This window comes from Candidatus Palauibacter sp. (genome assembly GCF_965197445.1).
In the GTDB taxonomy this organism is placed as follows: domain Bacteria; phylum Gemmatimonadota; class Gemmatimonadetes; order Palauibacterales; family Palauibacteraceae; genus Palauibacter.
Window position 1 is genome coordinate 848,738 of sequence record NZ_CBDANE010000005.1, and the last position, 25,205, is coordinate 873,942.

Sequence of the window (25,205 nt, forward strand, 5' to 3'; positions counted from 1 at the left end):
CGAAGTGATGTCTTGGCAATAACAGACTGGGTGGAGCGGATGCGATGAGGGTTGCCGACGCGATAGAACTGATGACGAAGGCCATGCTGCAACGTGTGGTCGACAGCTTTACAAAGGACTTCCCGAAATCGGATGAGGAGCGGGCGAGGGAGATCATTCTGCGGAACAGCGGTGAGTTGACCGATCCGCAAAGAATCGAAGCGGTTCTCGCCTTCGACGGCCGCCTTCAAGATCAGATCCGTCAGACGTGCGTGCTTGAAGCTCTCATAGGTTCCCCGGACTGCACCGCGTCAGAACTGGATGTTGTCGAGAACGTTACCCAGCTCCAGCAACAAGTGCTTGACGCTGCGGCCTCTCCTCAGGCCCTCCGATACGAAGATGCGCGCTCCGTCGAAGTGTTGCGTGCAGTGATGAGAGTCGCCCTGAAAGACGCCATCGTCACCAATCAGGAGCTGGAACTCCTGAGAGTGCTGCGCGAGAGCTTGGGTCTGTCTCCGCTGACCATGCGGATCATCCAGGCCCAGCTGGAGCATTTTCCCCGCAAGGGGAACCTTCTGCATACCGCAGCGGAGTGCCGGGAAGCCCTGCTCAATCTGCAGCGCTGCGGCATCGTCTTCTATTGCCCTGCTCAATCTGCAGCGCTGCGGCATCGTCTTCTATTGTAACCGCGCGAACGGTGGCTTGTATGTGATACCCGAGGAGGTGGCTCCATCGGTGCGACGCGTCCTCGGTATCGAGCTAAGCTCGCACGCGTGGGGCAAACTGCTCTCTAACCTTACGGCTGCCCAGCTGGCGACGATCCTCCGAGCGGAGGGCATGCCTGAGTCCGGCAAGAAGGAAGCACGCATCGAGAGAGTCGTCCTGGCTGGTGTCAAGCCGAGTACCGCGTTGGCACGTCTCTCGAAGGAGGACCTGTATCATCTCTGCACATCAGTACCTGGCTTGAAGGTCAGCGGTAGCAAGCCGACGAAAATCAAGCGGATTATTCGTCACTTCGCCAACCTGGTGATAAGGGACGTGGCGGAGGAGACACCACCCGGAGAGCGCTACTATCAGTATCTCGTGGAGTTGGCAGCCCGCGATCGAGCGAACCTGTTGACGAATCGGATCATCACGAAAGATCGGGAGATTGAGGGCGCCTTTGAAGAGGGCACCCGCTTTCTGTTCGGCGAGAAACTCGGACTCGAACTCCAGCACATGGAGGGAACCGATCACGCGGACGGTTGCATTGCGTTCGGCAAGACGAACGAACTGCTTCTCTGGGACAACAAGAGCAAGGAAACTGTCTACGCTTTCCCCCCAAGCCACCTGAGACAATTCAAGCGATACATCCGCGACGCCGAAAAACGCGTCTCCTGCTTCCTGATTATCGTCCCGGCCGTGGCGGATGAAGCCTTGGCAAACGCCCTTCGACTGAAGTCCGAGTGCGGGAGTGATACTGACGTGGCGTTGATTTCGGCCGAGGATCTCGTGTGGGTCGCCGAAGAGTGGCGAGCCCGCAGCTCCCGGGAATCGTTCAACCCGGAGGTTCTGAACGCCACGGGCATTCTCACGCGCACCGTCCTCGACCAGCGTATGCGGCTGTTCTTGTAAGGGCTAAGGTTGAATGATGGCTCGCGCACCAAGGGCGGCGTGCCTTCAGGCGGCGAGGACATCGCTCATGATCGCTTCGTGATGCCGGTGGTGGAGGTGGAGGAAGCGTAGCCACTCCGCTGGAGTGAAGTGGCCGAGCACATGGTGCGGGTGGGTATGGAGGCAGGCATCAATCTCCACCGCCCGGGAAACCAGCCCCTCGGCCAGGTCGCGGAGCCGCTCGAGACCTTCCACAAGCCGGCCCTGCTCCAGGCCAGTGGGCAGCGTGAAATCCGGCGCCGGTCCCCGGCCGCGCGGAATCGAGCCGCGAGCCAGCAGCGCCACCCCGAGTTCCCGAGGGGACTGTGCCCGCGTTTCGGGGTTCGGGAGAGCCAACACGTCAGACACCCAGCCCAGAACCCTCCGGTCGGAGAAAAGCAGGTGCTCGAGGTGTTCCTGAACGCTCCACGCCGATACGTCGGGCGCGGACAGGGAGAGGCGCCTGCGGTCCAGCGCCCTCGCGAGGCAACTGTCGATCCCGGCCTGGACCCCTGCCAGCGAGTCCCCCGCCGCGTAGACGTCCGAGAGGTTGTTCAAGCCGCCTCAGAGACCGGCTGGACCGGCCGCCCTGGAGTGGGGCGACCTGCCTTGTTCCGGAGGGTCCTCCATGAGCCGGTCAGCGAGTTCGTCGTGGAATTCCCCGTCCCAGGCACCTTCCCGTCCCAGGTTCCCGTTCCGCTGCACGAGCACTTCCGCGGCCTGGCGGGCCAGGTCGAGCATGGCTTCCGGCGACATCCGGAGACCATTGCCCGCCGGGGCCTCCGAACTCGGGTCCGGCTCCGTCGTCAGGGGCGGGGGCGGCTTCCCGGGATCAGGGATCGATCTCGACCTCGATCTCCACCGCGTCCATGTCGTCTGCCAGGAGTTCGTCGTCGCCCGTAGGCATGCCGTTGAGTTTGAACATGTAGGTGACGACGTCGAGGTACTGCTCCGTCGGCAGCCCTCCCGGATTGTCCTCGGGCATCGTGGCGATGATCTCGTCGACAAGATCCTTCACCGACGCGCCGGTCCAGGATTGAATGAACGGCCCCCCGAAGTCTTCCTCGAAGTGGCACTCCGCGCAGATGTTCCAGAACACATCTTCGCCGCGCGTCGCCTGTTCCTCGGTGAACACGCCCTGGGTCGTGTTGACCGCGGCCTCGGCTTCGGCCTCCTCGCCTCCATCATCCTGGGCGACGAGAGCCGCCCCGCCGAAGATCGTTGCGATCGCGGCCGCCATGACCGACCCGCGGAGGTTTCGCCACGGTCCCACTGCCAGTATCCGCATTCAGACTTCCTCTCTGGTTTCGATCGCCCGACGGACGGCCCCAAACCTGATTTCGAGACCAAGCCCGGGGCAAGTACGCGCGCTCACCGGGCCCCGCCCTCCGTCGTCACGGACTCGTCTTCCGCGGTCTCCGCGTCCTCGGGCGGGCGCGGGCGGTTCATTTGCAGAGATACGCCCCCGAAGAACGAGGAGCCCGAGCGCTTCACCTCGTGCTCACCCTCGTAGAGGTAGTCGAGGAGCGCCTGATCCCAGGAGAGCCCCGCTTTCGCGACCAGTTCCATCCACGGTCCGTAGGCGGTCTCATCCGGGGCTTCGGTCGTTCCGCTCCAGATCGTGATTCCGGAGTCGAACCCGAAACGGCTCTCACCGGTGGATCCCTTCAGCGGCATCTGAATGAGCACACTGTCGGTCATCGGAATCCGGAACACGTCGGGATCGTACTCGGCCCCATATCTCCGGTAGCGCGCATAGTTGCGCTGGTTCATCTCGAAGACATCCTGATTGAAATTGATTCCGCGCGTGATATAGTCGCGAATCTCGAACGCCGCGTCCCGGTGCCGGGGAAATTCGGGACTGTCGACATACCCGAACCCCGGCATGAACCAGCCCTTGTTGAACCCCCAGTTGCGTTCGGTCACCCGACCGCGCCGCACGAGCCCCGTATATTCACTGAACAACTGTACGACCTGGTGAGAGGGGTACCCGTGCGGATTCAGGAAGATGTCGGGCAGCCAGCGACCCCAGAGGCGGTTTCGAACGGGGGCCTCCGGATAGATGGGATGGTCGTCCCTCGAGCCCGTGGTCGCGTCTATTCCCAATGAACCGAGGTAGCCGGCGTGCAATATGAAGTCCGGCGTGATTCGGTAGAGGTCGTACGCGAGCTGGGCTCCGTCGGGATTGGTGAAGGGATGAATGACGACGTTCACGTCCCTGAGCCTGGCACGCTGCCCGGGGTCGGTGAGAAGAAGTTCGGCGTGCCGGAGCACATGGCTGGTCGAGGAGACCTCATTTGCGTGCTGGCGCGCCGAATAGATGATCGTGGGCTTGAACGTCGTCGCCTTGACGCGCGACCAGTGCGAAGCCGTGATCGGGGGCATGAGGTCCAGCGCCCAGATGTCCTTGCCCAGGTAGGACTCGCCGGCCTTGTACATGGTGGCTTCGTCGAACCCTGCCGCCATTTTGGCCAGGATCTCGTGGCCCTCGGGGGGCGGGATGGGCGTCTCCCACTGCACGAGACGCTCGTCGCCGTAACTCCAGCCCTCCGGAAGCAGGGATCGCCAATCCGGCAGCTCCGCCGGCGTTCCGTTCGCCGCCAGATGCGCCGTGCGCCGGGCTTCCGGGTCCTGCTCGTGCGTCCACTCGGCCCACACTTCCAGTGACCCGAGTCCCGGCCAGGCCAGGGAGGAGGTGTACAGACCGGCCTCGCGCAGCGCTTCGAGTTCGCGGATCGTGGCCTCGACCTGCTCGGCGGACACCATGCTCCGGTCCACCTGCCCCGCCGGCGCATAGTTGAGCAGACTGTCGCGCATGTCGGCGTCGGTATCGACACGCACCCTCAGGCCGAGATGCGCGATCCCGGGCTCGCCGGCGCGCACGATGGCCAGCCTCGCCGACGGCCGCTCGAGGCCGGTCTTCGGGATGTCGAGCCGCGTCGTGTCCACTGCGCCTGCCGCGTCTTCGAACGCGACGACCACGGCGGGCCGAGAAGTGGCGAACCCGGTGAAGCGCAACCGGAGCTCCGCCGCACTGCCGTCCGCGCGGGGTCGCATGACCGGGAGAATGCGCCCGGGGAAGGTGAGGCCCTGGCCGCGCGAGTTCCGCCCCAGGACATCGAAGAACTCGATCGTGCCGAAATAGATCTCCTCGTGCAGGGCGTCCATCGGAGCGTGGATCTCGTTGTCGATCTCGAGCCGATAGTTGGGCTCGCTCATCTCCAGTTCGACCGTCAGCTCGCCGAAATAGGGCGCATCCGCGTTCCCGCCGTCGGGGATCCCGTCGTGCCGGTCCATCACGTAGTCGTAGACAGCCGGGAGAACCGTACTCTGGTAGTGGTCCCAGAAGGCTTCGGGGTCCGTCACGATCCGCTCGTCGACGAGCGCGCGGTCACCGTCGGTGGCGCGAATCCAGCCCGTCGTCACGCGGACGTGCTCGTAGTCCCGAAAGCGATCGAAGTACGGTCGCGTCACCCAGCGGGGCTCAAATTCATCGCTCAGGATCTCCCCGCCGGAGGGATCGGAGACAGCGACCTCGTAGATCGGTCCTTCGCGTGTCTCCTCGAAGCGGATCTGCTCCAGGTCGAGGTCGAGGTCTCGCGCCAGGACCTCGTCGATGGGGAAGATCTCGTGCAGCCACCGGACGGGCGTATGGATGGCCTGCTGAGGCCACTCGGGCGGCGGATCGTTGCGGCGGAAACGGATGACGATCTCTCCGATCGCACGGTCCTCGAGCTGCGGAAGGACGACCTCCTCGAGCCAGGAGTACCCCTGCTTGAATGCGGACAGGACGCGGACCTCGACGGCCGAAGGGGAGGCGCCGGCCTCGATCAGAGCGTCCCGCGCTTCCTCTTCCAGGCGGCGTCGAATGTCGGGGGGTTCGCTCAGGCGCGCCTCGACCCGGATGGGGCCCGAGGACCCCGCCGCCGGCAGAACCTGTGTCCTGAACAGCTCCCGGAACCGGTCGACTTCCGACGGCAGCGTGAGGGTGTCGGCGAACACCGTCGCCGCCCGCTGAACATCGCGTTCGTCGATGGTGACGCCGATGTCGGAGATGCCCAGTGCGTCGGCCGCCCGCTCGGCCAGGTACGCCTCCAGGCCCGGGTCGGCCTTCTCGACCGACAGCAGCACGTGCGCGCGGGCGATCTGCCGATCGGCAAGCTCGTCGGCGATGCGGCCGAGCTTGTAGAGGCCGACCGCCGCCTGGCCCGCGGGCGTGTGTCCGGACAACGCGTCCCACAGCCCCCCTTCGACATCGTCGATGGTGGGGCGGTCGCTTCCGCGCTCCGCCAGGTGCGGCAGAGTCAGGGCCAGCTGATCGAGCGCCCGCTCGGCCCCGGCGGCGTCCGCGCCCGTCACCACGAGCGCCGGCTTCGACCCGAACGCCTTCGGGACTACCTGAATGAGCCCTTCGCCGTCCGCCAGCGCCCCGAAGTCGATCCGCGCGCTGTCGGCGAGCTGCTGTGTGAGCGCATTGTCGACGCCGGCGAGCACGAGCGTCGGCCGCGAGCCGGCCCCTTCGATCGACGCGGCGGGCTCCGTCAAGGGCACGACGAGCCCGGTCGACTCGAGTCCGAGCCGGCCCGCAAGGTCGGGCAGGCCGCCGACACCGTTCTCTCCGGGCGCGAGCATCGCGTCGACCCGGTCGGGGATCAGGCCTCCGCCGAGCAGGCCGTCGGAAGTGTACAGGTTCGAGAGGTCCATTCCGTCCTTGCCACCGCCCCCCGGCCGGCCTGCGATCGGCCCGGGTCGATCCGGCGGGGCCCGCCCGTCGATCCGGATGGTGGGGCCGTTCGCCAGCCGCGCCTCCACCGACTCCAGGCCCGGGTAGGCCAGTCGGGTCTGCGGAGCATCGCCGTCGCTCTCCGCCTCCTGTTCCCCTTCCCGCTCGTCCTCCGGCTCCTCGCCCACGTCGTCCCCGGCGGCCAACGTGCGCAGTGCCTCCGTCGCCGCCTCGATGTCCGGGTCAGCCACCGCGATCTCCGCGATGACACGCCCCACGCCCGCCTGGTCGGCCCTGACGCGTGCCTGAGTCAGGCGTACCGCCGCGCTCGACACGCCTCCGTCCTCGAGCGCCGAGGCCAGATCATCCCGGACGCGATCGAGCCTTGCCGTCGAGAGCGTCCGCGTATGCGGGAGTACGCCCGCGAACAGGCGGGCCGCCGCCGTCAGCCCCTCGTCGTTCCCACCGACGACGAGCACCCAGGTGCGCCCACCCTCCTGACGCACCGCCACGGCGCCCTCTCCGGAGTCCAGCGAGGCCGGGTCGATCCCCGGGGACCCCAGCCCGGCGGCTTCAAGGCCATCTCGCCCGATGACGATCGCGACCTCCGCGCTCCCGGGCCCGCGTGCAAGCGGCAGATCCATGGCCATCGTCTCGAACCCCAGCCGCGCCGCGATCTCGCCCGCTGCCGCCAGGACGGCCGTCGACGGATCGTCCCCCAGAATCAGCGCGGCGTTCACGAGATCCGGAACGCTGTCGCCGTTCGTGTCGAGGACCAGCGTCCCGAGTTCGAACAGCGACGCGAGATCGGGAGCTTGCTGAGCAGAGAGAGAGCCCCAGGCCGGGGCCGGCGCGGGCGGAGAGATCGTGAACGCGACCGCGAGAGCCAGGTTGGCGGGAAGCACCCGTCGTCGTGCGAGAGTCTTCATGTTTCCTGTCCGGTTACCGGCCAGCCTCCACCGGGTTCGCCAGCACCCCGACGCCCTCCACCTCGACCTCCACCCGATCTCCGGGGGACAGCGACGCCGTCGTCCCCGGAGTCCCCGTGTAGATCACGTCGCCGGGGAGAAGCGTGAAGTAGCGGCTGGCGTAGGCCACGATCTCGGGGACGGAGAAGATGAGGTCGCTTGTGCGTGCGTCCTGTACAACCTGACCGTTGAGACGTGTCCGCAGGCGCAGGTCGTCCCAACCCGCGCCGGTGACGATCCGCGGCCCGAGGGGGCCGAACGAGTCGCTCCCCTTGGCCCGCAGCCATTGAAGGTCATCTCGCTGCCAGTCCCGCTCGCTCACGTCGTTGCCCGCCGTAACGCCGAAGATGTGGTGATGAACGTCTTCTCGGCGCACGTGGTGCGCGGTGCGCCCGATCACAAGGACGAGTTCTCCTTCCGCATGCACGGTTCGCGCATCGAGCGGGATCCGGATGGGCGTTTCGGGTCCGACAATGGATGACGGAAGCTTGGCAAAGAGACCCGGCTCTGTGGGCGCGTTTCGCTCCCCGAGGTGGCTCCGGTAGTTCAGCCCGACTGCGATGACCTTGGATGGTGTTGTCGGCGCGAGCAGCCGGACGCGTTCGAGGGGCAGCCTCCGCCCCGTGCGAGCCTCGCCCGCGAAGGGAGGGGCCGCGAGTTCCGCCACGACCTCATCGTCGACGACGCCCCAGCAGGCGCGCCCCTCGGATTCGTACCGGACGTACGCGGTCATCGGCCGCCCCGCGCCACTCAGCCTTCCCCGGTCGGGACATGCTCGGCGAGTTCTACCTCGAACACGAGCGGGCTATACCCGGGAATCCGAGGTGGAGAGCCTTCAGCCCCATATGCGAGGTGGTAGGGAAGCACCAGCAGCCGCCGTTCCCCCAGTCTCATCCCCGTCACCCCCTCGACCCAGCCGTCGATCAACTGGGTCGACCCGAGAACCATGTCGAGTGGTTCCGCTGGCTCGTAATCGTGACTCGAGTCGACCTTGGTCCCGTTCGGAAGCCAGACCGTGTAGTGAACGCCCATCTCGTCGCCGTAGCCGGCCGGCGGTCCGCTCCCCTGCTGCAACACCTGCACGAAGAGTCCGCTTTCCGCTTCTTCCATCGCGTCGAGGTCGACCCCGAGTTCGCCCGCGAAGGTGAATTCCCGCAGATCCGTGATCACGTCCTCGGGCAGGTCCGACGCTTCCATGGCGGCGGCCGCCTCCACCTCTCGCATTTCGGTCTCCAAGTCGTCCGCGGCGTCACCTCCGCACGCCACCGCCAGGGGCAGCAGCAGGGCGGGGAGCCAGGTCGATACTCGATCACGCTGCATGAGAGTCCTCCGAGTTCGGGAGATTCGCCGCGGGACAGAGTGCGGAGAGTTGTCGGATCGCCCGAATGTAGCGGCGATTCGACACGGCCTGCTAGTATCGTGACATGAAAACACGTCCGGCATTCCAGCTCGTCTTCCCGCTCTCGACCCTCCTCCTTGCCGCCGCCTGTGGCGACGCCCGACCCTCTTCCGAGGCAGGTGCCGCCGCCGCGGAGCCGGCCGAGGCCACTCCCGCCCTCGATCTCGTCGCGCGATCCGTCGCCTTCCACGACCCGGAAGGCGTCTGGGGGAGCCGAGAGGTCTCGATGTCCTGGGTGGGCACCGACGGCGAGGGGGCGGAGCGGGTCGCCGTCGATCTCGAGTTCGGCGCGGACGAGCGCGATTTCGCGCTCTCCGGTCGGTATCGCGGCTCGACGATCGAATACGCGACCACCGTAGATGGTTGGTCCGCGAGCGTGGACGGGATCGCGGAGGCGGATCTTGCGGAGGCGGACCGCGAGCGCATGCGCCTGCACCGCGAGGACGGGATGTTTTGGCGCAGCTACTACGGTTTTCTCGCCGGTCTTCCGATGAAGATCGCCGACCCCGGCGCACATGTGGCCCCGGACATCATCGAAACCACGTTCATGGACCGCGAAGTCCTCGCCGTCCGGATCACCTATGATGCCGAAGTTGGCGGCGATACGTGGTACTTCTATTTCGAGCCCGAAACGGCGCAACTCGCCGGTTGCCGGTTCTTCCACGACGAGAGCGCGAACGACGGCGAGTACATCGTATTCGAGGGCTTGAGCGAAGGAGACGGACTCAGATTGCCGCGGATGAGGGCCTGGTATGTGAACGCCGATGGCCGGCATCTGGGGACGGACGAAGCGGGGATGATCCGCGTCGGTTCGTGACCACCAGGACGGGCCGGCGCCTCCCGGCCGCCGCCCTCGTTCTCACCAGTTTCGCGGCCGTACAGTGCTCCGAGTCGGCGGCGCCCGCGCCTCCCCCTCCGCCTCCCGTGGCAAGCGCGGAGTGCGTCCTCTCCCGCGCGATCGATGGCGATTCAATCCGCTGCGCGGACGGCCGGGAGATCCGTCTCCTGTCGATCGATGCCCCCGAGCTGGCCCAGGAACCCTGGGGTGAGCAAGCCCGCGCGGAGCTGCTGCGGGTCGCGCCCATCAACACGTCCCTGAGAGTCGAGTACGACCTCGAACGCGTGGATGTGTTCGACCGGGATCTCGCCTACCTCCACCTTCCGGGCGGTGTCCTGCTCAACGAGCACATGGTGGCGAGCGGGTACGCGGTGGCGTACGTGATCCCGCCCAATCGCCGCTACGAGGACCGCATGCTGGCGGCGGAAGCTTCTGCGGCGGAAGCCCGGCGGGGGCTGTGGGCGGCGTGGGGCTTCACCTGCCGCCCCGCCGACTTCAGACGAGACCGCTGTTGAGGGATCGGCGCGTCCGTGGCGTCCGTGGCGTCCGTCGCCTCAGTAGAGCGATTCCATGAAGCGCGATTCGACTCTCAGGTAGCTCGCGCCGCCGCCCGGAACTTCGGCGAAGATCTCGCGCCACTCGGGCGTGCCCAGCACCTGGGGCAGCTTCTCGTCGCGCTCGGCCTTGGAGGCCCAGCGGATGACCCACGTGATGTTCGCCGAGCCGAGGTCGTCCTGCTCCGCGCCCCGGAGTTCGGCCGGGATCCCGGCGTCGACCCAGAAACCGACGATATCGAGGTGCTCGCGTAGATAGCGGAGATACTCGCCCCGCGCGACCTCCGCATATTCGTCGAACCGGGCCGGATCGAAGTGATAATTGCGAACCTCGTAGATCGCCTCCGCCTGCGACTCGGCGTTGGCCGACTCGCTGGTGGCGGACTCCACAGGCACCGAACCGGCGTCGGCGGATTCGCCACCTGCGCAGGCCGCGGCACCCATGAGGAAGACCGCGCCGATGGCCGCGATCCCTGCGTTACGTGTGAACGAAGTCATGCTTGCCTCCGGAGATGAATGAGGTCGCATCCTCAGCCTGTCGTCCGGGCCAGGGCTTCGACGAAGCGGTCCACCTGGGCCGTCGTGTTGTAGATGTGGGTGGAAACCCGGATCGCGTTGTGGCCGTCCCGCTGGTGCTCGTCGATATGGGCCGAGGCGAGGGTTTCGATCGCCCCCACCGCCGCGACCGCGTCGAGACCGTCCTTCTCGAAGATGGTCGAACCGGGCGCGCTCTGGCCGAGGGTCCCGCTGAGCAGCGTGACGTCGGGAAGTTCCGCGAGCCGTCCCTTCAGATGGTCCGAGAGGAAGCGGCACCGGGCCTCCACTGCCTCGAGGCCGAGGGTCGTGACAAAGTCGACGGCCGAGCCGATCGCGGCCCGCACCGGGAAGGCCGCGGTGCCCACGGGGCCGAACTGCGGCCGCTCCGGCGTAGCGTCCGGCGCGAACGCCGTTCGGATGCGGTCGCGTGCGTCCCGCCGAACGAACAGGAAGCCGGTTCCGGCCGGCGCAAGCATCCACTTGTGGAGGCTGACCGCGTACGCATCGCACCCGAGCGATGACAGATCGACGGGAAACTGCCCCACGGCCTGGGCGCCGTCGACCAGGCTCACGAGTCCCCGGTCCCTCGCCAGCCCGCAGATCGCCTGCACGGGGTACAGGTGTCCGCCCCTCGTGACATGGCAGAAAGCGACCGCTCGTGTGCGAGGCGCAATCTCAGCCTCGATCCGGGACAGAATCTCCTCCTCGGCGGGCAGGGGGCTCGGGATGAAGACCTCGCTCACTCGAATTCCCTCGCGCACCTGCCGGAACTCCCATGGGCGTCGCCCCGCCGGGTGCTCCTGGCTCGTGATCAGAACCTCGTCGCCGGGGTCGAGCGTCACCCCGATGGTCTGCAGGTGGAGGGCCTCCGACGCGTTTCGCGTGAGCGCGAGTTCCTCCGCGGAGATCGAGAACAAGTCGGCGAGTTCGGGGATGACGCGGTCCGTGATCTCAGCGGTCAGCTCCGAACGACCGCGGGCGGGGAGCTCGGCAATGGCGCGATAGCCCGCGGCGACCGCGTCCACGACCTGCCTCGGCGGCATGCCGATACTCGCATTGTTCAGGTATGCCGTGCCGGGCTCCACGAGAAAGTGCGCGCGCACCGTCTCCCAGTCGGCGTCCGTCGCCCCGGCGGGAGGGTGGAGTGGCGGAGCCTCGGTCTGCCCCTCTTCTTCCCCGTCCCATGCGGCGCAGGCCGGCAGGCCCAGCGCGGCGGCCCCGGCCACCCCGAGCTGAAGCCACTCCCTCCGGTCCAGCATCCCGTTCCCGGCTCCCGTGGACTCGGTCATCGGCGTCAGTTCGAAACGCGCACGAAGGACATCGCGTTTCCACTGGGAAAACGGAGGGTCAGCGCGTCGCCCTCGATGTCGACCCGCGTAGGCTCGAGCGGTCCGGTGCCCGCTCTTGCGGTCATGGTGAGCGGACTCGCCGGCAGGCCCTCCATCGTGCGCCCGACCGAGAGGTGGTGGAGGTGCTCGAACGTCAGAGTCTCGCCATCGAACGTGTAGCGGCCGCCTTCTCCGGAGCCCCGCTTCGGCTCTTCTCCGTCCATGACGAAGAAGAGGACCTGCCACTCTCCGTCCGTGAAGATGATCCGTCCCCGGACGGGATGTCGCGCGCCGGTCGCAAGAACGTACTCACGAGCGGCCCAGGCGCCGGCGAGGGCGTCGTCTTGCCGCAAGAGCGTGGTGTCGCCCGGCGGAGCGGGAAAGGTCGCGATGCCCGCGACGAGCCCTGCCAGGCAGGTGGCGGAGCCGACGAGCGTGACGACGGATGCGTGCATGGGCTACCAAGCCTCCGGAGGGGGTTCGACTCGCAACGTGGCGCGGCTCGGAGCGAGCGACAAGCGCCCGCTTCCGGGGTCGCTCGCGCTGTCCGATCCGCTTACCGTGAGGTTCAAGAGCACGGCGTAACCGAAGCGAGAGGGTCGAACGATGCGAACAACACGGCGAGCGGTGAGCGCGGCCGCCACACTCATGTCCCTGACGACGGTTGGGGCCATCGAGATCGAAGCGCAGGAAGTCGGCCCGCCCAGCGGGTCTCTCGTGGTGGTGGGGGGCGCCATGCGGAGCCCGGAGATCGTGGACCGCTTCGTGCAGCTGGCCGGCGGGCCCTCGGCGCACATCGTCGTTATCCCCACGGCCGGCGGACAGGATTCGTACGGCCAGTCGTTCGGGGGGTTGTTGCCCTTCCAGGCCGCCGGGGTCGAGCACCTCACACTGCGGCACACGAACGATCGCGACGAGGCGAACAGCGAGGCCTTCGTGTCGGCGATCCGGGAGGCGGGCGGTGTCTGGTTCACGGGCGGACGGCAGTGGCGCCTGGTCGATTCCTACATGGGAACGAGGACCGAGGAAGAGCTGTGGGCGCTCCTCGAGCGCGGCGGCGTCATCGGAGGTTCCTCCGCCGGCGCGACGATCCAGGGGTCGTACCTGGCCCGTGGAGACACCCTTACGAACACGATCATGATGGGGAGCCACGAGCAGGGTCTCGGCTTTCTGCGGAACACCGCGATCGACCAGCACCTTCTGCAGCGAAACCGCCAGTTCGACCTGCTCGAGATCATCGAAGCCAGGCCGGAGCTGCTGGGGATCGGGATCGACGAGAACACGGCCATCGTCGTGCAAGGTGACCGCTTCGAGGTGATCGGGGAGTCGTACGTGGTCATCTACGACAACGAGAGCATGCTCGACAGCGGCGGCCGTTTCTACTTCCTCGCGCCGGGAGATCAGTTCGACCTGGCGGAGCGCCAGGCCTATCGCGCGACGCGTCAGCTGCAGCCACTCGGGCGGGTCGAGGCGCGTCCCTGGCCGAGCCGCCGACCCGAACGCTGAACCGCCGACCCGAAGACCCCATGGCCGGGTCCGGGGACGGGGCGCCGGCCGACCCAACAAGGACCGACGTGACCGGGGGAATCCCGGGGCAGAGAGGGCTCATCATCCTCGCCCTCATGGCGGCCGGAGAAGCCGTTTACTTCCTCCCCTTCGTCCTCGCCCGCGTCTTCCGGCCGACGTTGCTCGACGTGTTCGGGATCACGAACCTGGAGCTGGGAACCGCGTTCTCGCTGTACGGGATCGTCGCGATCGTGGCCTACTTCGCCGGCGGCCCTCTGGCCGACCGGTACTCGGCCCGCCGGCTGATGGCCTTCGCGCTGCTCGCGACCGGTCTGGGCGGGATCGTGCTGGCCGGCTTCCCCTCGCCTCGGGCGATGAACGTGCTGTGGGCATTCTGGGGGATGACGAGCGTACTCCTCTTCTGGGCGGCCATGATCCGGGCCACCCGCGAATGGGGCGGGCGCTCGATGCAGGGGCGCGCCTACGGACTGCTCGACGGTGGTCGCGGGCTGATGGCCGCGCTCGCCGCGTCCCTCGCCCTGGCGGTCTTCGCCGCCCTCCTGCCGGGCGAGGTGCCCACGGCTACGCCGGAGCAGCGAGCCACCGCCTTCCGCGGCGTGATCTGGGTCTTCACCGGGCTCACGCTCGGCATCGGCGTACTCGTCTGGCTCATCGTTCCCGAAACCACGCCTCAGGGCGGGACGGGCGGTCGGCAGAGGCTGTCGCTGTACGGCGTCAGGGCCGTCTGCCGCATGCCGGCCGTGTGGCTGCAGGCCGTCATCGTCATCTGCGCCTATACCGGATACAAGGCCACGGACGATTTCTCGCTGCTGGCGCGAGACGCGCTCGGGTTCGACGAAGTCGCGGCCTCGGGTATCGGCACGCTGTCGTTCTGGGTTCGGGCCGCGGCGGCCGTGACGGCGGGATACCTCGGCGACCGGATCGACGCCTCCCGCGTCATCGCATGGGGCTTCGCAATCCTCATCGCCGGCTGCCTGCTGATCGCCTCCGGCGTCCTCGTGCCCGGCCCGGCGTGGGTGCTCATCGCCACGGTCGTGACCACCGGCGTGGGCATCTACGCACTCCGCGGCGTCTACTTCGCCCTTCTGGCCGAGGGCGCCGTGCCGCTCGCCTATACCGGGAGCGCAGTCGGGGTCGTGTCCGTGCTCGGCTTCACGCCCGACGTGTTCATGGGACCGCTGATGGGCGTCCTGCTCGACCGTTCACCGGGGCTCGCCGGGCACCAGCACGTGTTCGCGGCTGTCGCGGGCTTCGGCGCCATCGGCCTCCTCGCCACCCTCGCCTTCCGCCGCGTCACCCGCGCCGCAGCCAACCCCGGCTAGGGCACCAGGGCGGTCTCCCGCTTCCTGAGCACGAACATGCCTTCGCGCATGCTCGACACGATGATGTTGCCGGAGGGGAAGAACGGGTAGTTGCTGAAAGATCCCGCAAAACCCGGCTGGTCCGGACTCCCCGGCACCGTGTCGAAGAAGCCCGCCGGGACGGGGTTCTCGGGATCCGAGATGTCGAAGATCCGGAGCCCGCTCACGTAGTTCGACTGGTACATGAAGTCGCCGCGGACATACAGGTTATGGTCGGTGGCCGGATTGTCCTGCACGAACTCCCGGACGAGGACCGGCTCGTCGAGGTCCTGCACGTCCCACACCAGCGTCCGGGTCCCCATCGCGAGGCCCTGGATCTCGTCCAGTTCGTCGTTCAGGTAGAAATACCGCTGGTCCTCCGACAACCACCCCTGGTGGGAATAGGCCACGTTGGGGTGCGAGGCGTTCGAGATCGGCGTGGGATTGTCCTTGTCCGTCACATCGCCGATGCCGAGCTTCGTCGCGCTCGCGTTGAAGCACACCTCCCGGCCCGCGTAATCCGCGTCGGGGCCCCGGTAGGTCACGCACTGCGCGTCGTGCGTGTAACCGCCCGATCCCGCATTTCCCGTGTCAGGATCCGCGTAACAGCCAGCGAAGATGGGATTCAGCGGATCCCGGATGTCGACCATGTGGAGTGCGCCGCCGCACGTCTGGCCGCCGCCGCTCCCGCCCACCACGTAGGCGAAGCCCGACTCTTCATTGATCACGATGTTGTGCGCCGAGTGGAACTCCGCGTAATGCGCATCCTCGTCGAACTCGACGGGAGGGTTGGTCACGTCCCGGAGACGGGTGAGGTCGAACACCTGGATCCCGTGTTCGCCCGCGTTGTCCGCCACGATGAACGTGTGGTCGGCATAGACCTTCATGTCGCGCCACAGGTTCGGGGTCGCCCCTTCGGTGAGCTGAAGATTGCCCAGATAGACCGGATTCCCGGCGTCCGTCACGTCGATGAAGGAGGTCCCGTCGAAGCGGCCGAGGATCGCGTACTCGCGGCCCGTCTGCGGGTCCACCCAGCCCCAGATGTCGCTCACCATGATCCCGCGCGAGCCTCCCACCTCGCGGGCGGGGAGGAAGGAGACGAGATCCACATCGGCACAGTCGAAGCCGGCCACCATCCCGTCGTCGGAGCAGCGCCGCTCCTCTCCGGTGACCGCGTCCATACCGGACTCGGCCTCGTGGAACGGGGTGGCCTCGCTCCACGCACCGTCGGTGTCGCGTTCGAACACGAAGCCGATGCCCTCGAAGAACTCCGACCCCGGGGCGCCGATGACCGCCAGGCCACCGTCTGCCGCCACCGAGTTGCCCATGAAGCCCATGAGGCCCCGGGTTCTTGCCCGCAGTACGGTTTCCTCGCGCCATGTCCCGCCGGCGTCGGGGGCCAGGACGTGCGCCTGGCCGATGAGACCCTCGGTGCCGGGGGCGCCGACGAGAAGTTGGTCTCCGGCCCGGCCGAGCGAGTAGCCGAAGAAGGCACCCGGCGCGGGGGTGGCCGCGACCGTCCCGGTGTGGGACCAGGATCCGTCGACGTCGGCACCGAATCGGAAGACCGCCCCGCGTCCCTGGCTGGCGATCGGCGCGCCGAGAAGCGCCTCGCCGTTGACGAGTAGCGTCGACAGGCCGGCCGCCCCGCCCCCCGCGGGCGTCAGCCGGGCGACCTCGTCCCACCCGTCGTTTGCGCGGCGGAACACGTAGCCCGTCCCGGCCTGGAACTGCGGAGCCGGACCATAGCTGTTGAGACTGAAGGGGCCCGGGGCGCCGACCAGCGCGAGATCCCCCTCCATGCTCACGGAGGCCCCGAAACGGCCGTCGGCGGGCGCGCCGGAGCCGCTGAGTTCGACCGGCGTCAGGTCGGCGCCGCCGCCCAGGTAGGCGAAGATGGCGCCGCTGGCCCCGCGTCCCGGCGCGCCGATGAGCCCGCTCTCCGCATCGGCCCCGAGCGCGATCGAGGAGCCGAACGCGTCGCCCGGCCTTGCGTCCGGCGCCTCCAGCCGCTCCCAGAGACCCCACGCATTGCCTTCGCGGACGAAGATGTATGCGGCTCCCCGGCCCTCGTTCTCCTTCGGTGCGCCCACGACGAGGACATCGCCCACAACCGCCAGCGCCATCCCGAAGCCGTCTCCGTAAAGGCCGCTCGGTGCGTCGATGGTGGCGACCTCCGACCAGCCGCCCCCGCCCCGGCGGAACACGTGGACGCTGCCGGCTTCCGACCCGGGCATCGGGAACGCCACGAACTCACCCGGCCGTGAGACGAAGATCTCCCCGCCCGAGACGACCGCCGCCGCCCCGAAGCCGATGATCGGGGCCGATGCGGCATTGTCGAGGCTGCCGGCGTGGGTCTGCGCCGCCGCCGGACCCGCCGCCGCCGGACCCGCCGCCGCGGCCAGGAGAAGGAGAATCGCGAAGGAACGTGTGTGCATGATCCTGAACTCCGGGATTCGAGCTGTTGAAAGGTATGGCTGGTGGCTAGTGGAAGCGGATCCCGATGCCGAACTGGGCCTGCCACTGCGACGCGCCGATCTGTGGAACATAGGGGACCGCGGCCCGGATGCCGCCCGTCTCGCCCGTCTGGAGTGCGCCGACATAGCGGGCCCGCAGCGGGTCATCGAACTCCGGAAGGACGCTGCTCGGCTCGGGGTCGTCTTCGATCCGGTTCTCCACGCTGAGAAGCTGCACGACCGGATTCACGGCCTGGACGTGACCCCAGTTCCGGTTGACCAGGTTCAGGACGTTGAGGACGTCGAAGGTGAGGACCACCTCCGTGCCGCCCACGGGGAAGTCCTGACTGAAGCGAACGTCCACCTGGTTCGACCACGGCGTCCGGCACGCGTTCCGGTGCACGATCCGGAGCCGGTTCTCCTGAAGGCAGGGCTCCTGGCCCACGAGCCCCTCGAAGAGCAGGCCGCTGATCGGTGCGCTTCCTCCTCCCGGAAAGTCAAACGCCCCCTCGGTCACGAAGATGAGATCGTTGGCCAGATCGAGCGCCCGTCCCAGCCCGGGATAGGCGTCGCCGTTGATGTCGTCGGCGTACACGTAGGAGTACGGCCTCCCGGACTGTCCCACGTAGAGGACCGAGATCCGGCCACCCCCCAGCTTCTCCGGGAGCGTCGCCGTCGCGCTCCCCACGAGCTTGTGGGGCCGGTCGAAGAGCGAACTCTGGCGGCTTGGGTCGTTCGGGTCGCCCTGGATCGCGGTGAACCCGAAATTCGAGATCGCGTCGCGCGAAGCGAGACTCCGGACATCCGCCGACCGGTTGAACGCGTACCCGAGGTCCACGGAGAGCCGCTCGCCGAACCGCTTGCGGAGGCGCGCGCTCAGTGCGTACGCGAAGTTCCGCGCCCGGTCGCCGATCCGGATGACCTGGCCGAACGCCTCGTCGACGCGGCGCGGGTAGAAGATCGGTTCCCGCGCGTCCGGCGGATTGCCCGGCGGCGGATCGACGAACTGGCTCCCGGCACCGGGGTCGCCGAACGTCACCCGGGTCCCGTACCCGTATCCGTAAGTGAAACCGTTCTCCGGCGTCCGTTCACCGGCGCCGACGGCCGCACCGATGTTGAGGTCCTCGAACGCGATCTGGTTCACGGCCTTCGTGTAGATCCCCTCGAGCGACAGCACGAATCCCGCCGGGAGACGCTGGTCGATCGCGAGCGACGCCTTGAAGTCCCTCGGGAACCGGAAGTCGGAATCGAACACGGTCACGATGGGCGTCGCGGACTCCGGCCCCCTCCCGTCCGGGCAGCTCGTCGGAGAGGGCGCCCGCGGATCGAAGGCGGGGACGATCTCGGGGTCGGGGACCCCGATGTTCCGCCGCTGGCAGGTCAGGAAGGCGGAGGTGAGTCCCGTGTTCTGATAGGCGTTCGCGAGCCACGCGAACGGCGGCCGCCCCGTGAACAGTCCGGCCCCACCGCGGATCTGCGTGCTCCGGTCCTCGCCGAGCCCGAGGTTGAAGCCGGCCCGTGGCGAGAGGAGAGGCGTGCCGCCCGGGAGCTCACTCGTGCTTACGCCGAAGGAGTTCCGGACCGCCGGATTCTCGGCGGGCGAGTCGGGCATGACCGGCACGTCCATGCGCAGGCCCAGCCGAACGCTCAGGGCTTCCCCGACGCGGGCCTCCTCCTGTACGAAGGCGGAGAACTGGTTCACGGAGAAGCGCGCCGTGGCCGCGTCGTCCGTCAGCGGGACGTGGACGACGTATTCCGAAGGCGTGTTGGCCGCGAGGTCATCCATCGAATTGAAGAGGTAGCTCCCGACCGTCCCCGGAAGGTATTCGCGCCGGATCGAGAAGCGCTCGAACCCACCCCCGAACGTGAGATGATGGCTCCCCAGCGACAGGGAGAGCGCGTTGGAGATCTGGACGATGTCCTGATCGAGTTCGTTGTCGTTCCCCGAGAAGCTCGAGCCCAGCCGCAGTTCGCGCCGGTATCCGCGGCCGGAGGCGCCTCCCTGCATCTGCACCTCCACACGCGGGTAGGCCGCGTTCGCCGTCTCCCGGTCGCGGAGGAACTGCACGTTCACCATCAGGTCGTTCGACAGCCGGGGACCGAGGGTGGAGAGCCACTGTCCGGCGACCGCGTGATTCCGGGACTCGATATGGGTCCCGTTCGACGACATCTCATACGCGTCCCCCGGTAGCCGGTTGGGCGCGGGATCGTCCGCCGCGAACGCGAGGTTGTAGCGCAGCATGAGCGAGTTGTCGTCGTCGAGGCGCGCGTCGAACCGCGTGAACAGGTTCGCGAGGTCGTTCTCGAGCGTGTACAACCCCGCCTCGCCGGCGTCCCCACCGTAGCCCGCGAGGATGTCCGAGACCCGGGCGATCGAATCCGGATCGAGCTGCGAGCGGACCGCCTCGTCGACGCCTACGGTGAAACCGTCGGGCGGCCGTGCGCGTCGTTCGACCTCGCCGGCCACGAAGAAGTGCAGGCGGTCGCGCACGATGGGACCGCCGATGTCGAAACCGGCGAACAGGTTGTCCAGATCGCCGGGCTCCCGCGCGAAACCTCCGATCACCGCGTCGCCGACGAGGGCGTCGTCGCGGATGAACCCGAAGGCGGAGCCACGGAACTCGTTCCCGCCGGTCCGGGTGACCGCGTTCAGAACGCCCCCCGTGAACCCGGATTGCCGCACGTCGTAGGGGGCGACCAGAACCTGCAGTTCCTCGATCGCCGAGAGCGGGATCACGCGGCCCCGCGCCTGGCCGCCGGCGACGCCGGTCGGCGAGAGGCCGAACACGTCCTGGTTGAGGGCGCCGTCGACCTGGATGTTGTTGTAGCGGATGTTCGAACCGGCGACGGAGACGCCCATCTCGTCTATCGTCACGAGCGGCGACAGCTGGGCGAACGCCGTGAAGTCCCGCGAGATCGTGGGCAGGTTCTCGAGCGTCTCCTGGTTGACGATCATCGTCGACCCCATCCGCGCGGGATCGAACTCGGGATCCGTCTCGACCCGGACGGACAGCTCCGGCAGGGGGACAGCCTCCTCGGAGAGTTCGATCTCCAGTCGGAGCCGCTGCCCGGCGCTGAGCGTGAGGCCTTCCCGGGTCACCCTCTGCATCCCGATGCGCGTGGCTTCGAGCGTGTAGGGACCCCCAGGCCGCAGATTGGCGAGGCTGAAACGGCCGTCGGCGTCGCTCAGGGCGGTATGGTTCGCCCCCGTGAGGGTATGGAGGAACTCGATGCGGGCGCCGGCGACCGGCCCGCCGGCGGCATCGACCACGCGGCCGGCCACGCCGGCCGTCGTGACCCCCTGCGCCGAGAGGGCCGTCGGCGCCGCCGGGAATGCGAGGGCGACGGTGGCCAGCGCGAAGCGCGCGGCGCGGCTCGGAAGCACCCTTCTCATCATGTCCCCTCTTTCAAGACCGGAGAAACAGCGCCCAAGCTAGCGGAAGCGGATGCCGATGCCGAACGGGGCCTGCCACTGAGAGGCCCCGATCTGCGGCAGGTAGGGAACCGCGGCGCGCACACCGCCGGTGTCTCCGAACTGGAGCGGGCCCGCGTAGCGTGCCCGGAGCGGGTTGGGGTCCTCCGGGAACAGGCCGCCCGGGTTGAAGATGCCTGAGACGCGGTCCTTGACGCTCAGCAGTTGCACGACGGGGTTCACCGTCTGGACGTGCCCCCACTCGCGGTTGATCAGGTTCAGGACGTTGAGCACGTCGAGCGTGAGGGTCACTTCCGCCCCGCCCAGGCGGAGGGGCTGGCTGAACCGGAAGTCCAGTTCGTTTGACCAGGGTGTCCGGCATGAGTTCCGGTGCATGATCCGCAACCGGCTCTCCTCGAGACAGGGTTCCTGGGCGACGAGTTGCTCGAACAGGATGCCGCTGACCGGGCTCCGCCCTCCGCCGGGGAAGTCGAACGCGCTCTCCGTCACGAAGATCAGGTCGTTCGCGAGGTCGAGGGCCCGTCCGAATCCCGGGTACGTGTCGCCGTTGATGTCGTCGGCGTACACGTAGGAGTAGGGCCTCCCCGATTGCCCCACATACAGCAGCGAGAGCCTGCCGCCTCCAAGCGGTCGCGGAAGGACGGCGGTCGCGCTCGCCACGACCCGAGGCTGCGCACGTCGGCGGAGCGGTTGAAGGCGTATCCGACATCCACGGAGAGCCGGTCGCCGAACCGCTTGCGGAGCCGGGCGCTCAACGCGTAGGAGAAGTTCCGCGCCCGGTCGCCGATCTTGATGACCTGTCCGAACGCCGCGTCCCGCCGTCGCGGGATGAAGATTGGCTCCCGCCGTACGGGAGGGGAGCCCGGCGGCGGGTCGACGTATTCGTCGCCGGCGCCGGGGTTCCCGAACACCTCGCGGCGACTGTACCCGAAGCCGTACGTGTATCCGTTCGGCGCCGTTCGCTGGCTCTCGAGGATGGGAAGTCCGATGTTGATGTCCTCGAACGAGATCTGGTTCACCGCGCGCGTATAGATCCCCTCGAGCGAGAGGACGAAGCCCTCCGGCAGGCGTCTCGGAGAGTCGGACCTCGAGGCGAAGTCGCTGCCCGGCGCTGAGCGTCAGATCTTCGCGAGTGACGGGGCTGAGGCCGATGCGCGTGACCTCCAGCGTATAGGGCCCGCCGGGCCGCAGGTTGCTCAGACCGAAACGGCCCGCCTCGTCGCTGACGGTGGCATATGTCGCGCCTGTAGCGACGTGGCGGAACTCGACCCTCGCCCCCGCGACCGGCCCTCCGTTGTCATCGAGCACGCGCCCGAAGAGGCCTGCCGTCGTCACACCCTGCGCCGAGAGGCCCGGCGGGGAGACGGCCAGCCCCACGGCCAGGCCGACCAACACGCAACCGATGAAGCGACCTGCCGTGATCCCCGCGCTCATTCGGAAGCTCCGGTTCGAAGGCGTAATACCCCAACAAACAACGTTGGAGCGCCCCATGTTGTGGACGGCCCGGAAGATGGGCTACCCGCTCGCTGGGCCTGCCGCGTATTGTCGGGGCCGTGAGTACTACCTTGACCTTTCACGCGATCCTGGGCCCGCGGGGTCTCGAGCGGAACCGGTCGATCGACATCGCCCCGGATGGGACGATTCGGGCGGTCCGTGCGGGGAACGCGCCGTACGATGGGTTCCTGGCGATCCCCGGCATGCCCAACGCGCACTCCCACATCTTCCAGCGCGCGCTGGCCGGCGTTGGGGAGGAGGCCCGGGGCCGTGACTCGTTCTGGAGCTGGCGGAAGGCGATGTACCGGCTCGCCGGGTCCATCACGCCGGATCAGCTGTTCGCCGTGGCCCGCCACGGATACGCACGCATGCTGCGCGGGGGCTTCACGCATGTCGCGGAGTTCCACTACCTCCACCACGGTCCGGATGGCGATCGCGGCCCCGAGAGTACCCGGGCGGTCCTCGCCGCGGCGGCGGATGTCGGGCTTCCGATCAGCCTTCTGCCCGTCTACTACCGCACATCAGGCTTCGGCAACGAGGATATCCTGCCCGAGCAACGCCGGTTCGCGCACGCGTCCGTCGGCGACTTCCTGTCCGCAGTCGAGACGCTGGGCGCCGAGGCGGCCGGGGTGGCCCCGCACTCGCTCCGCGCGGTTCCGTCGGCCGACCTGGTCGAACTCGTGGTCGGCGTCGACGCGCTGCTCGGCCCGGAATCTCCCCTTCATATCCACATCAGCGAACAGGAACGCGAGGTCGAGGCGTGTCTGGCGGCGCTCGGCTGCACGCCGATCGATCTCCTCGCCGACACGGTCGAATTGGGCCCGAGGTGGAGCCTCGTGCATGCGACGCATGCGACGGCCGCCGAGCGAACCGGGGTTCGCTCGGCCGGAGCGAACATTGTCCTCTGCCCCCTCACCGAAGCCAATCTGGGTGACGGGATCTTCCCCGCGCGCGAGCACTTCCTCGCAGGGGGCGCCGCGGCCATGGGGACCGACGCGAACGTGCGCCTCTCCTCCATCGAGGAGGCGCGCCAGCTCGAATACGGCCAGCGTCTCAGGGATCGGCGGCGCGCCCGCGTGGCCACGCAAGGCGGCGCCGGAGCGGTCATCTGGTCCTGGCTGGCCCGCGGGGGCGGCGAGGCGGTCGCCGGATCCCGCCCTGCCGGTTCGCGGGTGGGGCGGATTGAACCGGGCTACCGGGCCGATCTCGTGGTGCTGGGTCGGGACGCGCCCAATACGCTCGGACATGAGCTGGAGACTCTCATGGACGCATGGCTCGTGGCGGGCGACGACCGCGACATCCAGGCTGTGTATGTCGGCGGGGAACGCCGCGTCGAACGCGGCTCCATCGCCCTCGAGGCCGAGATTGAGGTGGGGTTCGCGAGCGCCATGCGGGAGATCTGGTCCTAGCAGCCCGTGCGGGGGCCGCCGGGACTTCAGGCGGCGGCCTGCTCCAGCTCCATCGACCACCGGCCGTGCGTCGCGAGGCCGTTCATGCGCGCGCGGTGCCCGAACGCAGCCTGCGCCGCCGGCTTGTTGTCCACTTCGCCACCCCAGGCCTTGAGCGGCGCGGCCTGCAACGCCCGGCCGTAGGAGAAACTCAGATTCCACGGAGTGTCGTAGCCCGCGTTCATCGCGTTGAGGTGCGCCGTCGCTTCGAGGTCCGATTGGCCGCCTGACAGAAACACGATGCTCGGCACCGCCGCCGGCACCGCCCGCTTCAGGCATCGCACGGTCTTCTCGGCCACTTCATCGACCCCGGCCTGCTCGGCGCACAGCTTCCCCGACAGGACCATGTTGGGCTTGAGGACCGAACCCTCCAGCAACACCCGCTGGTGGAAGAGGGCCATGTAGACCTGCTTCAGCGCGGCTTCGGTAACCTCGAAGCAGCGGTCGATGTCGTGATCGCCGTCCATCAGCACTTCCGGCTCGACGATGGGGACGAGTCCCTGCTCCTGACTGAGGGCGGCCATGCGGGCGAGGGCGTGCGCGTTCGCCCCGATGCAGTAGGAACCGGGGATCGAGCGGTCGCCGCCCCGGCCGATGTCGATCACGGCACGCCACTTCGTGAAGCGCGCCCCGAGCTCATAGTATTCGGCCAGCCGCTCGCGCAGTCCGTCCAGTCCCTCGGTCACCTTCTCGCCCGGCGCGCCCGCCAGATCCTTCGCGCCCTTGTCGATCTTGATCCCCGGGATCGCACCGGTGTCGGAAATGAGCTGAACCAGCGGTGTCCCGTCGGCGGCCGACTGTCGGAGGGTTTCGTCGAAGAGAATGACACCCGAGATGCAGTCGCGCAGGGCGGCGCTCGTGCGGAACAGCATCTCCCGATAATCGCGCCGGTTGGCCTCGGTCGACTCGACGCCGATACCGTCGAAGCGCTTCCGGATCGTACCGGAGCTCTCGTCGGCGGCAAGGATTCCCTTGCCCTTGGCCCCCATCGCTTCGGCAACCTGGACGAGCTGTTGGCTCATGGCTTCCTCCGACCGATCAGGTCGGGTCTCGGGGGTCGTCCTCGAGGGTCCAGGTCACCGGGGTGATCGGAGAAACCGCCTGATTGAAGGTCACCTTTTCCAACAGGGGACCCGGTTCTGTGGACTCCAGGTGACGCGCCCGCAGGTCATAGCAGCCGGCCTCCACGGTGAAGTCCCTCGAACCTCCGGGCTGGATCGTCCCGTCGATGGGATCATTCGTTCCGAACAGATCCGCACCCCAATCCGACGTCCCGCACGGCCGTGCATAGACGAAGATCACGGGTCCGGTCAGCCGATTCACCACCCGTATCGTGGACGGATTTTCGAACATCGGCTCCGGCACCGTGGGATCACTGTCACCGCACGCCGCCAAAGACAACGCGACCGCTGCAACCGCGAACACCGCGAACCGCATTTGTTTCACGCACCACATCTTGGAATCCTCCATGGCCGCCATCCGTGGGGTTTTCGACCCCACCCCCGGCCGGGTAGTAGCTATGAGAGAAGATACACCGCTTCCGGGTGGA

At 67.9% G+C, this 25,205-nt stretch carries 22 protein-coding genes and 1 pseudogene; 7 read left to right on the top strand and 16 right to left on the bottom strand.

Annotated features, from left to right (window positions below; all coding sequences use genetic code 11):
- The first annotated feature begins 44 nt into the window (after nucleotides 1-44).
- Together ACN9M6_RS11045 and ACN9M6_RS11050 are read left to right on the top strand one after the other, a co-directional pair.
- Nucleotides 45-665, top strand: a complete 621-nt coding sequence (locus ACN9M6_RS11045; protein WP_419162965.1) for a hypothetical protein — start codon at nucleotides 45-47, stop codon at nucleotides 663-665.
- Nucleotides 666-714: 49 nt separating this feature from the next.
- Nucleotides 715-1,593: a hypothetical protein gene (locus ACN9M6_RS11050; RefSeq protein WP_419162966.1), complete on the top strand. Its 879-nt coding sequence runs from the start codon at nucleotides 715-717 to the stop codon at nucleotides 1,591-1,593.
- A 45-nt stretch (nucleotides 1,594-1,638) separates the two neighbouring features.
- On the opposite strand, the gene ACN9M6_RS11055 is transcribed toward ACN9M6_RS11050, so the two are convergent.
- The 6 genes from ACN9M6_RS11055 to ACN9M6_RS11080 form a co-directional block, all read right to left on the bottom strand.
- Nucleotides 1,639-2,169, bottom strand: a complete 531-nt coding sequence (locus tag ACN9M6_RS11055; protein ID WP_419162967.1) for a DinB family protein — start codon at nucleotides 2,167-2,169, stop codon at nucleotides 1,639-1,641.
- A gap of 6 nt (nucleotides 2,170-2,175) precedes the next feature.
- Nucleotides 2,176-2,367, bottom strand: coding sequence for a hypothetical protein (locus ACN9M6_RS11060; protein ID WP_419162968.1), 192 nt, complete (start codon nucleotides 2,365-2,367; stop codon nucleotides 2,176-2,178).
- A 76-nt stretch (nucleotides 2,368-2,443) separates the two neighbouring features.
- On the bottom strand, nucleotides 2,444-2,899 hold the full coding sequence (locus tag ACN9M6_RS11065; protein WP_419162969.1) for a c-type cytochrome: 456 nt from the start codon (nucleotides 2,897-2,899) through the stop codon (nucleotides 2,444-2,446).
- A gap of 83 nt (nucleotides 2,900-2,982) precedes the next feature.
- Complete coding sequence (locus tag ACN9M6_RS11070) at nucleotides 2,983-7,263, bottom strand: M14 family zinc carboxypeptidase (protein WP_419162970.1); 4,281 nt, start codon at nucleotides 7,261-7,263, stop codon at nucleotides 2,983-2,985.
- A 13-nt stretch (nucleotides 7,264-7,276) separates the two neighbouring features.
- Nucleotides 7,277-8,035 (bottom strand): fumarylacetoacetate hydrolase family protein, encoded by a 759-nt coding sequence (locus ACN9M6_RS11075; protein ID WP_419162971.1) that lies wholly within the window; start codon nucleotides 8,033-8,035, stop codon nucleotides 7,277-7,279.
- Between the two features lie 17 nt (nucleotides 8,036-8,052).
- Nucleotides 8,053-8,622: an FKBP-type peptidyl-prolyl cis-trans isomerase gene (locus ACN9M6_RS11080; RefSeq protein ID WP_419162972.1), complete on the bottom strand. Its 570-nt coding sequence runs from the start codon at nucleotides 8,620-8,622 to the stop codon at nucleotides 8,053-8,055.
- A 104-nt stretch (nucleotides 8,623-8,726) separates the two neighbouring features.
- On the opposite strand from ACN9M6_RS11080, the gene ACN9M6_RS11085 reads away from it, so the two are divergent.
- Nucleotides 8,727-9,518: a DUF6503 family protein gene (locus ACN9M6_RS11085; RefSeq protein WP_419162973.1), complete on the top strand. Its 792-nt coding sequence runs from the start codon at nucleotides 8,727-8,729 to the stop codon at nucleotides 9,516-9,518.
- Nucleotides 9,515-10,054, top strand: coding sequence for a thermonuclease family protein (locus tag ACN9M6_RS11090; protein ID WP_419162974.1), 540 nt, complete (start codon nucleotides 9,515-9,517; stop codon nucleotides 10,052-10,054). Before ACN9M6_RS11085 ends, ACN9M6_RS11090 begins: the two co-directional genes overlap by 4 nt.
- Before the next feature lie 39 nt (nucleotides 10,055-10,093).
- Here ACN9M6_RS11090 and ACN9M6_RS11095 read toward each other — a convergent pair whose 3' ends face one another.
- Genes ACN9M6_RS11095 through ACN9M6_RS11105 form a run of 3 tightly spaced genes read right to left on the bottom strand, consistent with a single transcriptional unit; the run spans nucleotide 10,094 to nucleotide 12,413 of the window.
- Nucleotides 10,094-10,591, bottom strand: a complete 498-nt coding sequence (locus tag ACN9M6_RS11095; RefSeq protein ID WP_419162975.1) for a hypothetical protein — start codon at nucleotides 10,589-10,591, stop codon at nucleotides 10,094-10,096.
- Between the two features lie 32 nt (nucleotides 10,592-10,623).
- On the bottom strand, nucleotides 10,624-11,919 hold the full coding sequence (locus ACN9M6_RS11100; protein ID WP_419162976.1) for an aminotransferase class V-fold PLP-dependent enzyme: 1,296 nt from the start codon (nucleotides 11,917-11,919) through the stop codon (nucleotides 10,624-10,626).
- 5 nt (nucleotides 11,920-11,924) lie between these two features.
- Entirely contained in the window at nucleotides 11,925-12,413 is a 489-nt protein-coding gene (locus ACN9M6_RS11105; protein ID WP_419162977.1) for a hypothetical protein, read from the bottom strand.
- Nucleotides 12,414-12,564: 151 nt separating this feature from the next.
- Here ACN9M6_RS11105 and ACN9M6_RS11110 point away from each other — a divergent pair, with 151 nt between their 5' ends.
- A complete protein-coding gene (locus tag ACN9M6_RS11110; RefSeq protein ID WP_419162978.1) occupies nucleotides 12,565-13,464 on the top strand; it encodes a cyanophycinase in 900 nt (299 codons plus the stop codon).
- 20 nt (nucleotides 13,465-13,484) lie between these two features.
- A complete protein-coding gene (locus ACN9M6_RS11115; protein WP_419162979.1) occupies nucleotides 13,485-14,807 on the top strand; it encodes an MFS transporter in 1,323 nt (440 codons plus the stop codon).
- Here the strand turns inward: ACN9M6_RS11115 and ACN9M6_RS11120 are convergent.
- From ACN9M6_RS11120 to ACN9M6_RS11140, 5 genes and pseudogenes are all read right to left on the bottom strand, one after another.
- Nucleotides 14,804-17,263: a choice-of-anchor B family protein gene (locus ACN9M6_RS11120; protein ID WP_419162980.1), complete on the bottom strand. Its 2,460-nt coding sequence runs from the start codon at nucleotides 17,261-17,263 to the stop codon at nucleotides 14,804-14,806. The two genes, ACN9M6_RS11115 and ACN9M6_RS11120, sit on opposite strands and share 4 nt — an antisense overlap.
- Before the next feature lie 46 nt (nucleotides 17,264-17,309).
- On the bottom strand, nucleotides 17,310-20,678 hold the full coding sequence (locus tag ACN9M6_RS11125) for a TonB-dependent receptor (protein WP_419162981.1): 3,369 nt from the start codon (nucleotides 20,676-20,678) through the stop codon (nucleotides 17,310-17,312).
- A 36-nt stretch (nucleotides 20,679-20,714) separates the two neighbouring features.
- Entirely contained in the window at nucleotides 20,715-21,281 is a 567-nt protein-coding gene (locus ACN9M6_RS11130) for a hypothetical protein (protein ID WP_419163775.1), read from the bottom strand.
- The gene (locus ACN9M6_RS11135; protein WP_419163776.1) at nucleotides 21,209-21,733 is read right to left on the bottom strand and encodes a hypothetical protein; all 525 of its coding nucleotides are present in this window, start codon (nucleotides 21,731-21,733) and stop codon (nucleotides 21,209-21,211) included. The genes ACN9M6_RS11130 and ACN9M6_RS11135 overlap by 73 nt, the downstream gene beginning before the upstream one ends.
- Before the next feature lie 70 nt (nucleotides 21,734-21,803).
- Nucleotides 21,804-22,205: pseudogene (locus ACN9M6_RS11140) on the bottom strand (carboxypeptidase-like regulatory domain-containing protein); the annotation flags it as partial.
- 74 nt (nucleotides 22,206-22,279) lie between these two features.
- Between ACN9M6_RS11140 and hutF the strand changes: the two are divergent.
- Complete coding sequence (hutF, locus tag ACN9M6_RS11145; RefSeq protein WP_419162982.1) at nucleotides 22,280-23,617, top strand: formimidoylglutamate deiminase; 1,338 nt, start codon at nucleotides 22,280-22,282, stop codon at nucleotides 23,615-23,617.
- A gap of 26 nt (nucleotides 23,618-23,643) precedes the next feature.
- Here hutF and ACN9M6_RS11150 read toward each other — a convergent pair whose 3' ends face one another.
- Both ACN9M6_RS11150 and ACN9M6_RS11155 read right to left on the bottom strand, forming a co-directional pair.
- Nucleotides 23,644-24,678 (bottom strand): class I fructose-bisphosphate aldolase, encoded by a 1,035-nt coding sequence (locus ACN9M6_RS11150; protein WP_419162983.1) that lies wholly within the window; start codon nucleotides 24,676-24,678, stop codon nucleotides 23,644-23,646.
- A 16-nt stretch (nucleotides 24,679-24,694) separates the two neighbouring features.
- Nucleotides 24,695-25,126, bottom strand: a complete 432-nt coding sequence (locus ACN9M6_RS11155) for a hypothetical protein (protein WP_419162984.1) — start codon at nucleotides 25,124-25,126, stop codon at nucleotides 24,695-24,697.
- Nucleotides 25,127-25,205: the final 79 nt, after the last annotated feature.

Bases quoted from the DNA above. Each gene is read 5' to 3' on its own strand.
- ACN9M6_RS11045 (WP_419162965.1), top strand. From the start codon at position 45: ATGAGGGTTGCCGACGCGATAGAACTGATGACGAAGGCCATGCTGCAA.
- ACN9M6_RS11060 (WP_419162968.1), bottom strand. From the start codon at position 2,367: ATGTCGCCGGAAGCCATGCTCGACCTGGCCCGCCAGGCCGCGGAAGTG.
- ACN9M6_RS11065 (WP_419162969.1), bottom strand. From the start codon at position 2,899: ATGCGGATACTGGCAGTGGGACCGTGGCGAAACCTCCGCGGGTCGGTC.
- ACN9M6_RS11070 (WP_419162970.1), bottom strand. From the start codon at position 7,263: ATGAAGACTCTCGCACGACGACGGGTGCTTCCCGCCAACCTGGCTCTC.
- ACN9M6_RS11075 (WP_419162971.1), bottom strand. From the start codon at position 8,035: ATGACCGCGTACGTCCGGTACGAATCCGAGGGGCGCGCCTGCTGGGGC.
- ACN9M6_RS11080 (WP_419162972.1), bottom strand. From the start codon at position 8,622: ATGCAGCGTGATCGAGTATCGACCTGGCTCCCCGCCCTGCTGCTGCCC.
- ACN9M6_RS11085 (WP_419162973.1), top strand. From the start codon at position 8,727: ATGAAAACACGTCCGGCATTCCAGCTCGTCTTCCCGCTCTCGACCCTC.
- ACN9M6_RS11095 (WP_419162975.1), bottom strand. From the start codon at position 10,591: ATGACTTCGTTCACACGTAACGCAGGGATCGCGGCCATCGGCGCGGTC.
- ACN9M6_RS11100 (WP_419162976.1), bottom strand. From the start codon at position 11,919: ATGACCGAGTCCACGGGAGCCGGGAACGGGATGCTGGACCGGAGGGAG.
- ACN9M6_RS11105 (WP_419162977.1), bottom strand. From the start codon at position 12,413: ATGCACGCATCCGTCGTCACGCTCGTCGGCTCCGCCACCTGCCTGGCA.
- ACN9M6_RS11110 (WP_419162978.1), top strand. From the start codon at position 12,565: ATGCGAACAACACGGCGAGCGGTGAGCGCGGCCGCCACACTCATGTCC.
- ACN9M6_RS11115 (WP_419162979.1), top strand. From the start codon at position 13,485: ATGGCCGGGTCCGGGGACGGGGCGCCGGCCGACCCAACAAGGACCGAC.
- ACN9M6_RS11120 (WP_419162980.1), bottom strand. From the start codon at position 17,263: ATGCACACACGTTCCTTCGCGATTCTCCTTCTCCTGGCCGCGGCGGCG.
- ACN9M6_RS11125 (WP_419162981.1), bottom strand. From the start codon at position 20,678: ATGATGAGAAGGGTGCTTCCGAGCCGCGCCGCGCGCTTCGCGCTGGCC.
- ACN9M6_RS11150 (WP_419162983.1), bottom strand. From the start codon at position 24,678: ATGAGCCAACAGCTCGTCCAGGTTGCCGAAGCGATGGGGGCCAAGGGC.
- ACN9M6_RS11155 (WP_419162984.1), bottom strand. From the start codon at position 25,126: ATGGAGGATTCCAAGATGTGGTGCGTGAAACAAATGCGGTTCGCGGTG.